Source organism: Mesobacillus jeotgali, from assembly GCF_900166585.1.
In the GTDB taxonomy this organism is placed as follows: domain Bacteria; phylum Bacillota; class Bacilli; order Bacillales; family Cytobacillaceae; genus Mesobacillus; species Mesobacillus jeotgali_A.
Genome location: NZ_FVZC01000009.1, coordinates 2528229 through 2539571 on the forward strand (window position 1 = coordinate 2528229; position 11343 = coordinate 2539571).

Below are 11343 nucleotides of genomic sequence, written 5' to 3' on the forward strand. Positions count from 1 at the left end.
AAAACAAAAGGCCAAACCGTCACCGGTTTAGCCTTCTGAAACATTTAAACTTTCAAGGCGGATTGAACTTTCCAAATCTCATCCGCATATTCCCTGATCGTCCTGTCGCTTGAGAAGTATCCCGACTTGGCGATATTGACCAGGCTCATTTGCAGCCATTCGCCGCGGTCTAGATACTTTCGGCTGACTTCCTGATGTGCCTCTGCATAGGAAGCAAAGTCCCTCAACACAAAATATTGATCGTTATGACCAAGCAGGGAGTCGTAAATTTCGTTAAAATGGTTCTCTGTATCGGGAAAAAATCCATTCACCAGCTGGTCGACTATTTCTCGGACCCGTTCATCATGGTGATAATACTCAAGCGAATGGTACCCGCCATTATGCTGATAATCCAGCACTTCCTCTGCCGTCAAACCAAACAGGAATACATTCTCCCTGCCAACCATTTCGGTAATCTCGACATTGGCTCCATCAAGCGTGCCTAGCGTCAAAGCCCCATTCATCATAAACTTCATATTTCCTGTGCCTGAAGCTTCCTTGCTGGCGGTGGAAATCTGCTCACTGATATCGGCTGCAGGAAAAATATCCTCAGCCAGGGATACACGGTAATTTTCCAGGAATACGACCTTCAGCTTATCTTTCGTGGCCGGATCATTATTTACTTTCTCTGCAACACTGTTAATGAGTTTAATGACCTTTTTGGCAAAATAATACCCTGGTGAAGCCTTTGCTCCAAAAATGAATGTCCGAGGATACAGTAACGCTTCAGGGTCCTTTTTAAGCGCATTATACAGGTGCATGATGTGCAATACATTTAATAGCTGCCGCTTATAGGCGTGAAGCCTTTTTACCTGGACATCGAAGATTGACTCTGTATCGACTTCAATCCCTGTTTTGTCTAAAATCCGCCGTGCAAGCCGCTGCTTATTCGCCTGCTTAATGACATGCAATTTTTCCAAGAACGCAGAATCACCCTTGAAGCTCAATAATTCCTCGAGTTTACGGGGCGATGTCACCCAATCTGGCCCAATTGCATCGGAAATCAACCCTGACAACCCCGGGTTCGCCTTCAGCAGCCAGCGCCGGTGGGTAATCCCGTTCGTCTTGTTATTGAAACGGTCCGGATAGAATTGATAGAACAAATTCATCTCACGATTTTTCAAAATATCCGTATGAAGCTTTGCTACTCCATTGATGCTGTGACTGCCCACAATCGCAAGCGGCGCCATTCTTACCTCTCCATGGGCTATAATCGCCATGTTTTCAACCCGATTCCAGTCACCAGGATATTTCTCCCACACCTCTTTGCAGAACCGCTCATTGATCTCATTTACAATCATGAATATACGAGGCAGAAGCGGCTGGAAAATCCGGATTGGCCAGCGTTCAAGAGCCTCGGCCAGGGTCGTATGGTTCGTATAGGAAAGCGTCTGGACGGTAATATGCCAGGCATCCTCCCAGCCGAGACCCTCTTCATCCATCAGGATTCTCATCAATTCAGGCACCGCGATCGCAGGGTGTGTGTCATTGATGTGGATGCTCACATAGTCATGGAACTCTAGCAAGCTCTTATTCTTCTTTTTAAAAGAGGCCACAATGGCCTTCAGGCTCGCTGATACGAGAAAGTATTGCTGCTTGAGCCTGAGGATTTTTCCTTCATCATGCGTATCGTCTGGGTACAAAAACTCTGAAACCGACTCGGTATCTTTCTTATATTTAAAAATATCAGCATTAGCCGGGAACCTGGATGGTTCAGCATTCCAAAGGCGCAGGGTGTTGACCGTCTGAGTCTGGTAACCGATGACAGGAAGGTCGTAAGGAACAGCCATGATTGTCTCAGCGTTCAGGTGCCTGAAAACAAGCCGTCCATTTTCCATCCGGCTCTCGATTTCACCCCAAAATGGAATCTCCACTGCATCATCTGCTTTACGCACCTCCCAGACGTGGCCATGTCTCAGCCATTGTTCCGGAAGCTCCACCTGGTAGCCATCGACAATTTTTTGTTCAAACAAACCGTGTTTATAGCGGATGCCGCAGCCATGAGCCGGGAGATCAAGAGAAGCAAGTGAATCCAGGAAGCAGGCTGCAAGGCGGCCAAGACCGCCATTGCCAAGGCCAGCATCTGCCTCGATCTCCTCTAACTGATCAAGCTCTATCCCAAGATCCCTTAGTCCCTTACTAACAACCTCTTCAACACCTAAATTGATAAGATTATGCCTCAACAGCCGGCCCAGCAGGAATTCAATTGACAGATAATACACCTGCTTCTTAGCTCCGGAACGGTATAGCTCATTCGTCTTGATCCAATCTGAACTTACATGCTCCCTGATCATATGCCCGAGAGTCTGGAATTGCTCCCGGCTTGTGCTTTCTTCAAAGCTGGTTCCAAACATCATCTCGAGTTTTTTCAAGAAAGCTGTTTTGAATTTGGGAACACTAGAAAACATGCGATTCACTCCTTGAGATGAGATCGGAATATAGTTCATTGTATTGCTTCGCGGACCGGGCCCAGCTATAATCTGTTTTCATCGCTGCCACCATCAGCTTTTGCCATTTTTCACGCTGATGGTAAAAAGCTAGCGCCCGCTCGATTGTAAATAGCATGTCATGGGCATTGAAATGGGCAAAGGTAAAACCATTTCCCTCACCGTTGAATTCATTGTAAGGCTGGACCGTATCATTCAGACCGCCCGTCTCCCTGACTACAGGAATCGAGCCATAGCGCATCGCGATCATCTGGCTGAGACCACATGGCTCGAACTGCGAAGGCATCAGGAACAAATCTGAACCTGCATAGACCTGATGCGCCAAATTTTCATCAAAGCCAATATACACTCCACACTGATCAGGATATTGTGCCGACATTTCCCTGAAGAATTGCTCGAACTCAGGGTCGCCAGTGCCAAGGACCACGAGCTGTAACCCAGTCGATATAATTTCATGGAAAACACCTTTAACCAAATCAAGTCCTTTTTGTTTTGTCAGCCGCGTGATCATCGCGACTACAGGCATATCCTCATTTTCAGGCAAACCGAAACTCCGCTGGATTTGAAGCTTGTTCTCGATTCTCCTTTCAAGAGACCCAGTTCCAAAGCGAGCTGCCAAACCTGGGTAACTCTCAGGATCATATAAATCATGGTCGATCCCATTCAGGATCCCGGATAAATCCTCACTTCTTTTCCTAAGGACGCCATCCAGCTTTTCACCATAGTATTCTGTCTTGATTTCTTCCTTGTAGGTTGGACTGACTGTAGTGATGTGGTCAGAAGAAATCAGCGCAGCCTTCATGTAGTTTGCCATTCCGTAAAATTCAAGCTGATCCTCATTGAAATATGCGTTGTCCACATCAAGCAAATCCCACAGCACTTCAGGAGGAAAAATCCCCTGGAACTGCAGGTTGTGGATCGTGAAGACGGATCGTATCAAACCATAGCCAGGCTTTTTGCAGTACTCTGTCCTTAGCAAGAAAGGAATCATCCCGGTATGCCAGTCATGGCAGTGGACCACATCAGGGTAAAATTCGATTTCAGCGATAAAGTCAAGCACAGCACGATTAAAATAAGCAAATCGCTCACCATCGTCATAATGTCCGTAAAGACTGTCCCGCTTAAAGTAATACTCATTATCAACAAAATAGAAAGTGACACCATCATATTCAAGAGTTTCAATGCCGCAATATTGCGAGCGCCAGCCTAATTGCACCGTAAACTCTTTCAATTTCTTCATTTCTGAACGGAATTTCTCGGGAATCAAACCATACTTCGGTAAAATGACCCTTACATCCGTCCCCAGTTTTTTAAGTTCCTTCGGCAGTGATCCCGCTACATCCGCCAGCCCTCCTGACTTGATGAACGGGACACACTCTGATACTGCAAACAATACCTTCACGAGTTGCTCCCCACTCCCTGGACAGCACCTTTACGGATGACAACAGGTGAGTCTGCTGGCGCTTTAATCACTGTCCCTGCCTCGATTCTTGCATCCTTATCTACTATTACCGAGTCCAATATGCAATTCTGCTTTATCTGCGTTTTTTGCATGATGATAGAATTGCGGATTACTGTACCCTTCCCGATTTTGACTCCTCTTCCAATGATGCTGTTTTCAACACTGCCCTCGATCATCCCGCCATTGGCCACCATCGAATTTCGGACCGACGCATCGACATCATATCGGGTCGGGGGTTCATCCTTTACCTTTGTTAAAATAGGGCGTTCTTTAGGGAATAACTCTTGCCAAACCTCAGGCTTCAACAGATCCATACTTACGCTGAAATACTTCGCGACTGTATCCACCATGACTGCATAGCCTTCATAGTCGTAATAACAAAGCTGGAACTGGCTGTTAGTATCCCTGGCTGCATCCCTCATATTCAAATATCCCGTTTCATTCCTCGTCAAAATCAAATCCATCAGCAGAGTCTTTTTTACTAGGTAAATGCCGAGTGATTTACCATTTTTCTGTACTTCGGTAATATCGCATCCTGAATTGATATGCCAATCAAGCAGCGGCTGGAAATCCATATTAAAAACCGTATAGGAATTCGCAATAATCGCATAGTCCTGTGTACTTCGTTCAAAATAATCAATGTTATCGGCAAAGTGATCCAATGTTCCGATTCCCGTATAATTTTTATCCAGATTAGACGCAGGGAAGAAAAACAATCCATCCCTTTTTCTGTTCAGATCCCAATTTCGGCCGGATCCCAAATGGTCCATTAATGATCGATACTGGTATTTAGGAAAAATTGCTACACTCTCTATACCCGAATTGACCATGTTGGAAAGGATGAAATCAATCAGCCTGTATCGCCCTCCAAAGGGAATTGCCGCCACAGACCGATGCAGGGACAGTTCATGGAGATCTTCGTGGACGGTGGTCGCATCTATTACTCCTAATAATCGTTTGTTCATTTCTATTTCCTCCCGAAGTCGGTTCAATTGGATTGCAATTCACCGATTGTTTCTTCTGATACTAATGTAATTTCATTGCTGCTGTCTCCCGGTCTGATGATCGTTCCATCCGGGACATAGACACCTGGAGACACAATCGCTTTTTCAATTACGCAATTGCGGCCGATGACCGCATCCGGCATAATGACCGTTTCCTTGATAACCGCGCCCTTTTTTACAGTCACGCCTTGAAATACAACTGTTTTGGAAACCTCTCCTTCAATCTTGCAGCCTTCATTGACCAGTGATTCCGATACTTCTCCCTCTGGACAAATATATTGCGGCGGCTGATTCGGGTTCACGGAATAGATACGCCATGATTGATCAAACAAGTTCAATTCGCATTCCTTATCCAACAAATCCATATTTGCTTCCCAAAGGCTCTGAACAGTCCCTACGTCCTTCCAGTAACCTTTAAATGGATAGGCAAATAACTTCATATTTTCATCGATTAACAGCGGAATAATATCCTTGCCAAAATCATGGCTTGATTCAGGATTTTGATCATCCCTTATCAGATATTCCCTTAAAACACTCCATTTAAAAATGTAGATTCCCATTGAAGCCAGATTATTTTTCGCGATATCCGGCTTTTCCTCAAACTCGGTAATTCTCAGATTGGAATCAGTATTCATGATTCCGAAACGATTGGTTTCCTCCCATGGTACCTCAATGACGGAAATCGTCGCATCAGCACCTTTTTCAATATGATAATTAAGCATCAATTCATAATTCATCTTATAAATATGGTCACCAGAAAGAATCAAAACATATTCTGGATCATACTGATCGAGGTAGTTCAGGTTCTGAAAAATCGCGCTTGCCGTACCTGAATACCATTTCACTTCAGAACTTTCAGCATAAGGAGGCAGCACCGTCACGCCTCCATCCTTCCTGTCTAGGTCCCATGCGCTGCCAATGCCAATATAAGAGTTGAGCAGGAGCGGCTGGTATTGAGTCAATACGCCCACTGTATGGATTCCTGAGTTCGTGCAGTTGCTTAACGGGAAATCGATGATTCGGTATTTGCCGCCAAAAGGGACAGCAGGTTTAGCGAGATTCTTTGTCAATGAGTGCAGACGGCTTCCCTTGCCTCCTGCCAACAGCATTGCTACGCATTTCTTCTTTTGCATGATTGTTTCTCCCCTTTCTTTTTATAACAGGACGTAAAACTGAGATTCCGAATGGAGAAATACTCATCTCTATAGAATATGGCCTTCCATGAAAAGCTATTTCTTTAGCTTTTAGAACTTTCTTATTGATTACGCCAGAACCGCCGAACACCTGGGAATCACTATTTAAAATTTCCCGATATTCTCCGGGCTTCGGGACGCCAATCCGATAATCGCTGTAAACCTTCTCTGTAAAATTGCAAACAATGATGAGGCACTCATCAGGATTCCGTCCTTTCCTGATAAAAGAAAAAACAGACTGTTCACGGTTATCCGCATCAATCCATTCAAAGCCTTCACGACTCTGGTCAACTTCATAAAACGGCTTCGAACGTTTATACAATTTGTTTAATTCTTTGGTATAAAGATTTATTTTTTCATGCATGTCATATTCGAACAGGTTCCAGTCAAGCTGTTCTCTGTCCTTCCATTCCGAAAACTGCCCGAATTCTGTTCCCATGAAAGTCAGCTTCTTTCCCGGGTGCGCAACCATGAACCCAAGCAATAGCCGAAGCTGTGCAAATTTTTGCCAGTAATCCCCGGGCATCTTATCGAGAAGCGATTTCTTTCCATGAACCACCTCATCATGTGAAAAAGGCAGCACAAAATTCTCTGAAAAAGCATACATCAGGGAGAACGTAACCCTATCATGTATATGTTTCCTGTTATGTGGTTCTTCCTCCATATACTTTAATGTGTCATTCATCCACCCCATATTCCACTTGTATGTAAACCCCAGTCCCCCATACTCTACAGGTGCTGTTACCTGCGGCCAGTCTGTTGAATCCTCCGCAATCATCATTGCCCCCGGTTCAAAATCCTTAACTGCTTTATTCAGCTTTTTTAAAAATTCCACTCCGTACTGATTGGCTGCATTGACTGAATTTGGCCAATAAATAATATTCGCCACTGCATCAACCCTGAAGCCGTCAATATGGTATTTTTCCAGCCAGAAAAGCGCACTTGAAATCAAGAAGCTCTGCACCTCGGTTTTTCCCAAGTCGAAATTAGCTGTTCCCCAGACATGGTTCTCTCTGTCACTCTCTCGTTGATATTCAAACACGTAACTGCCATCAAACTGATACAGCCCATGGGCATCCTTGCAAAAATGGCCAGGAATCCAGTCAAGGATGACCCCGATTCCGTTTCGGTGGCAAATATCAACGAAATACATAAAGTCATGCGGTGTGCCATACCGGCTTGTAACAGAAAAATAGCCAGTGGATTGATAGCCCCATGACATGTCGAGCGGATGCTCAGTTAAAGGTAATAATTCAATATGTGTGTAGCCATTCGCAAGAATATACGGGATTAGCTCATCAGCGAGCTCTCGATATGTAAGGAACGAACCATCATCATGCTTTTTCCATGAACCAACATGCAATTCATAGATGAATATTGGCTCACCAAGCGTGCTCTGCCTTTCTCTCTTCTGCAGCCACTTCTGGTCACCCCATTTGTATCCATCCAGTGAATAGACGACCGAGGCAGTATTCGGCCTTACTTCCGAATAAAAAGCAAACGGATCCGCTTTAAGCTTCTTCTCCCCGGCACCCGTGACAATTTCATATTTATAAATAGCGCCAGTCAAATCACCATCTAGAGCAAGCTGCCAGACACCTTCTTTATTCACTTTATAAAACTTGTCATTCTCTCCATTCCAATGATTGAAATCACCCACAAGTCTCACTTCAGATGCATACGGAGCCCACACACAAAATCGAGTATATGTTTCAGTTCCTTGTTTCATGACATGCGCACCAAATAAATTATGACTCTGATACAGATTACCTTCATGAAACAAATGCAATTCAAATTCAGTTGGGTTGATCACCATTGCCTTCACCTGCCTTTGTAAAACTAATAAAACTCCCTTTTTCAGTAGTATTCTAGTTACCATAAGGAATTCCTTGTAAACATTTTCTTAATCTTTCGACAATTGTTCTTAGAAAATAAGCAAATTCGACAAATCCCCCAAAATGGCAGCGCTTTAATGTACTAAATCTTCCAATTACGCGAATTTTGCAGAACGAAAGTTGAAAGTGAATAATAATTTTTGGAGAGAATTTGTTGAATTTATTAGGTTTGACCACAGCAGGAGGAGGAAAAATATTTTTGATTTGATAGCGTTTACATTTGAATGAGTAGAGTTGAATGAAAGAAGAAAAAGATGTATTGAATTTACATGGGGGTTTAAATCTTCTTTGTGATTGTATCTGGCTTACTGACAGATCTTCTGCTTTTATGTGAAAGATACCAAATAACTTCTTTGTACTTGGATGATTGAGGAACACTAATCCTGCCTGTACCGAGCAGCATAAAGATTGTCCTGTGAGGATAGTTATTATTTGAATGATTCATTTCTAACTTCAGGCCTTCAGCTATTTGCAGCTTGCTAAATCTATTACGAAGTAGTAACACCTAGTTAACTGGCAGTCCGAAAGTTTTAAGCAAAAAAAAAAAGCCGTTAGCACGTATGTATGCTAACAGCTTTCCTTATGACCCCTACGGGATTCGAACCCGTGTTACCGCCGTGAAAGGGCGGTGTCTTAACCGCTTGACCAAGGGGCCTTATGGCGGAGAAGGAGGGATTTGAACCCTCGCGCCGGTTACCCGACCTACACCCTTAGCAGGGGCGCCTCTTCAGCCTCTTGAGTACTTCCCCATAATGGCTCCGCAGGTAGGATTCGAACCTACGACCGCTCGGTTAACAGCCGAGTGCTCTACCACTGAGCTACTGCGGAATAATATAAAAAATGGGCCTAAGTGGACTCGAACCACCGACCTCACGCTTATCAGGCGTGCGCTCTAACCAGCTGAGCTATAGGCCCTCATGGAGCGGGTGATGGGAATCGAACCCACTACATCAGCTTGGAAGGCTGAGGTTTTACCAGTAAACTACACCCGCAAATTAATAAAGGGGCGACTGATGGGAATCGAACCCACGAATGTCGGAACCACAATCCGATGCGTTAACCACTTCGCCACAACCGCCATATCTAAAAATATTATGTTAAATTAAATAAGGTGGCTCAGGACGGAATCGAACCGCCGACACAAGGATTTTCAGTCCTTTGCTCTACCGACTGAGCTACTGAGCCACTATAATATTGCATCCTAAACCATTACTAGTTTAGGTCCTTTGCTCGAATGACCTTCGGTCTTTCTCGCAAGTTGCCACAGAAGCTTATTCGACGATGTGAGCAACTTGCTCTACCGACTGAGCTACTGTTAAACATAAAATGGCGGTCCCGACCGGGATCGAACCGGCGATCTCCTGCGTGACAGGCAGGCATGTTAACCGCTACACCACGGGACCAGATTGCGGGGGCAGGATTTGAACCTGCGACCTTCGGGTTATGAGCCCGACGAGCTACCGGACTGCTCCACCCCGCGACAATAATAATCACATAATTTTCTTTATGCTCTTAGTGAGCATGGACTGTCCCGATCTCAGGAAGCTTATTCAAGCAGCAACTTGATCGGTACAACTCGCAGCATATTCAGTGAAGTAACGCTCGTTGCTCCACCCTGCGACGATACTAATGTTAATGAAATTATGGAGGAGGTAGAGGGATTCGAACCCCCGCGCGGTGTTACCCGCCTGTCGGTTTTCAAGACCGATCCCTTCAGCCAGACTTGGGTATACCTCCATATTTAAATTAGGTAAAATGGTGGACCTTGTAGGACTCGAACCTACGACCGGACGGTTATGAGCCGTCTGCTCTAACCAGCTGAGCTAAAGGTCCAGGATATCCTAGATTGAATAGGTTCAACCAGATTTAATTTGGTAGCGGCGGAGGGGATCGAACCCCCGACCTTACGGGTATGAACCGTACGCTCTAGCCAGCTGAGCTACACCGCCAAATTGTTTATTTAGAATATATGGTGGAGCCTAGCGGGATCGAACCGCTGACCTCCTGCGTGCAAGGCAGGCGCTCTCCCAGCTGAGCTAAGGCCCCATATTATAGAAAGCATGGTCGGGAAGACAGGATTCGAACCTGCGACCCCTTGGTCCCAAACCAAGTGCTCTACCAAGCTGAGCTACTCCCCGATAAAGAGAAAATATAATGGCGCGCCCGAAAGGAGTCGAACCCATAACCTTCTGATCCGTAGTCAGACGCTCTATCCAATTGAGCTACGGGCGCATATTTAGTATATTAGCTAACTTGGTGGTGCCGAGGACCGGAATCGAACCGGTACGGTAGTCACCTACCGCAGGATTTTAAGTCCTGTGCGTCTGCCAGTTCCGCCACCCCGGCTTAAGAACTTTGGAGCGGAAGACGGGATTCGAACCCGCGACCCCAACCTTGGCAAGGTTGTATTCTACCACTGAACTACTTCCGCATTATAATATTTTGAAGAAATGGTGCGGGTGAAGGGAGTCGAACCCCCACGCCTTGCGGCGCCAGATCCTAAGTCTGGTGCGTCTGCCAATTCCGCCACACCCGCATATTTTTAAAGAAAAGTGGTGAGCCATGAAGGACTCGAACCTTCGACCCTCTGATTAAAAGTCAGATGCTCTACCGACTGAGCTAATGGCTCGTACAAGTGGTGCCGGCGAGAGGACTTGAACCCCCAACCTACTGATTACAAGTCAGTTGCTCTACCAATTGAGCTACACCGGCATTCAATAAATTATTCTTAGAGTATAATGGTGGAGGATGACGGGATCGAACCGCCGACCCTCTGCTTGTAAGGCAGATGCTCTCCCAGCTGAGCTAATCCTCCATTTGAAACTGCCCGGCGACGTCCTACTCTCACAGGGGGAAACCCCCAACTACCATCGGCGCTGAGAAGCTTAACTTCCGTGTTCGGTATGGGAACGGGTGTGACCTTCTCGCCATCGTCACCAGACATTTTTTTAAAGACAATATCTATTATACTGGCTTTAAGTTATTTTGCAAGAGAAATTTTAAAAAGATATTTTGCTGTAGCAAAAAACTTTATTCCCTCAAAACTAGATAATGTGTAAGAAGAATTCAAGAAGAACGAATGATCATTGTCCAGCTCCGGCTCCTAGCCTCTCGAGTCGCTTCAGTCCATCCGCTGAAGTCAAAGAACGACTTCAACTGCTGGCCTTCCAGCGCTTGTCGAGGCTGTTCAGTCGCCTCTGCTTTTCGTTTTTGGTTAAGTCCTCGAACGATTAGTATCAGTCAGCTCCACACGTCACCGCGCTTCCACCTCTGACCTATCAACCTGATCATCTTTCAGGGTTC

The 11343-nt window shown here is 45.3% G+C and carries 6 protein-coding genes, 21 tRNA genes and 2 rRNA genes; all 29 read right to left on the reverse strand.

The features are described from left to right. Nucleotides 1–44 precede the first annotated feature (44 nt). Nucleotides 45–2447 carry a glycogen/starch/alpha-glucan phosphorylase gene (locus B5X77_RS22805; protein WP_079510182.1) on the reverse strand — a complete coding sequence of 801 codons (2403 nt, stop codon included), beginning with the start codon at nt 2445–2447 and terminating at the stop codon, nt 45–47. Continuing rightward, complete coding sequence (gene glgA / locus B5X77_RS22810) at nt 2437–3888, reverse strand: glycogen synthase GlgA (protein ID WP_079510183.1); 1452 nt, start codon at nt 3886–3888, stop codon at nt 2437–2439. The genes B5X77_RS22805 and glgA overlap by 11 nt, the downstream gene beginning before the upstream one ends. Further along, nucleotides 3885–4913 (reverse strand): GlgC family sugar phosphate nucleotidyltransferase, encoded by a 1029-nt coding sequence (locus tag B5X77_RS22815; RefSeq protein ID WP_079510184.1) that lies wholly within the window; start codon nt 4911–4913, stop codon nt 3885–3887. Before B5X77_RS22815 ends, glgA begins: the two co-directional genes overlap by 4 nt. 23 nt (nt 4914–4936) lie before the next feature. Continuing rightward, nucleotides 4937–6085 carry a glucose-1-phosphate adenylyltransferase gene (locus tag B5X77_RS22820; RefSeq protein ID WP_079510185.1) on the reverse strand — a complete coding sequence of 383 codons (1149 nt, stop codon included), beginning with the start codon at nt 6083–6085 and terminating at the stop codon, nt 4937–4939. After that, a complete protein-coding gene (gene glgB / locus B5X77_RS22825) occupies nt 6003–7961 on the reverse strand; it encodes a 1,4-alpha-glucan branching protein GlgB (protein ID WP_079510186.1) in 1959 nt (652 codons plus the stop codon). The genes B5X77_RS22820 and glgB overlap by 83 nt, the downstream gene beginning before the upstream one ends. Nucleotides 7962–8317: 356 nt before the next feature. Next, complete coding sequence (locus B5X77_RS23545; RefSeq protein ID WP_176167409.1) at nt 8318–8485, reverse strand: hypothetical protein; 168 nt, start codon at nt 8483–8485, stop codon at nt 8318–8320. Between the two features lie 138 nt (nt 8486–8623). Next, nucleotides 8624–8695: transfer RNA gene (locus tag B5X77_RS22830), tRNA-Glu, on the reverse strand. A gap of 3 nt (nt 8696–8698) precedes the next feature. Beyond that, nucleotides 8699–8789 (reverse strand) — tRNA-Ser (locus B5X77_RS22835). Nucleotides 8790–8793: 4 nt separating this feature from the next. Continuing rightward, a tRNA-Asn gene (locus B5X77_RS22840) sits at nt 8794–8868 on the reverse strand. A gap of 13 nt (nt 8869–8881) precedes the next feature. Then, nucleotides 8882–8955: transfer RNA gene (locus tag B5X77_RS22845), tRNA-Ile, on the reverse strand. Nucleotides 8956–8958: 3 nt separating this feature from the next. Further along, a tRNA-Gly gene (locus tag B5X77_RS22850) sits at nt 8959–9032 on the reverse strand. Between the two features lie 13 nt (nt 9033–9045). Continuing rightward, nucleotides 9046–9118, reverse strand: a tRNA-His gene (locus B5X77_RS22855). Between the two features lie 34 nt (nt 9119–9152). Further along, nucleotides 9153–9225 (reverse strand) — tRNA-Phe (locus B5X77_RS22860). A 142-nt stretch (nt 9226–9367) separates the two neighbouring features. Then, nucleotides 9368–9443 (reverse strand) — tRNA-Asp (locus B5X77_RS22865). 3 nt (nt 9444–9446) lie between these two features. Beyond that, nucleotides 9447–9520: transfer RNA gene (locus tag B5X77_RS22870), tRNA-Met, on the reverse strand. A gap of 164 nt (nt 9521–9684) precedes the next feature. Beyond that, nucleotides 9685–9777: transfer RNA gene (locus tag B5X77_RS22875), tRNA-Ser, on the reverse strand. 19 nt (nt 9778–9796) lie between these two features. After that, nucleotides 9797–9873: transfer RNA gene (locus tag B5X77_RS22880), tRNA-Ile, on the reverse strand. Between the two features lie 39 nt (nt 9874–9912). Beyond that, nucleotides 9913–9989, reverse strand: a tRNA-Met gene (locus B5X77_RS22885). Between the two features lie 21 nt (nt 9990–10010). Continuing rightward, nucleotides 10011–10086: transfer RNA gene (locus B5X77_RS22890), tRNA-Ala, on the reverse strand. A 15-nt stretch (nt 10087–10101) separates the two neighbouring features. Next, nucleotides 10102–10178: transfer RNA gene (locus B5X77_RS22895), tRNA-Pro, on the reverse strand. Nucleotides 10179–10195: 17 nt separating this feature from the next. Further along, nucleotides 10196–10272 (reverse strand) — tRNA-Arg (locus tag B5X77_RS22900). Nucleotides 10273–10297: 25 nt separating this feature from the next. After that, nucleotides 10298–10386 (reverse strand) — tRNA-Leu (locus tag B5X77_RS22905). A gap of 10 nt (nt 10387–10396) precedes the next feature. Beyond that, nucleotides 10397–10471: transfer RNA gene (locus B5X77_RS22910), tRNA-Gly, on the reverse strand. A 20-nt stretch (nt 10472–10491) separates the two neighbouring features. Next, nucleotides 10492–10576: transfer RNA gene (locus B5X77_RS22915), tRNA-Leu, on the reverse strand. 17 nt (nt 10577–10593) lie between these two features. Continuing rightward, nucleotides 10594–10669: transfer RNA gene (locus tag B5X77_RS22920), tRNA-Lys, on the reverse strand. A gap of 7 nt (nt 10670–10676) precedes the next feature. Then, nucleotides 10677–10752 (reverse strand) — tRNA-Thr (locus B5X77_RS22925). Between the two features lie 27 nt (nt 10753–10779). Then, nucleotides 10780–10855 (reverse strand) — tRNA-Val (locus B5X77_RS22930). 10 nt (nt 10856–10865) lie between these two features. Then, nucleotides 10866–10981 (reverse strand): 5S ribosomal RNA (gene rrf / locus B5X77_RS22935). 269 nt (nt 10982–11250) lie between these two features. Continuing rightward, nucleotides 11251–11343: ribosomal RNA gene (locus B5X77_RS22940) — 23S ribosomal RNA — on the reverse strand; the annotation flags it as partial.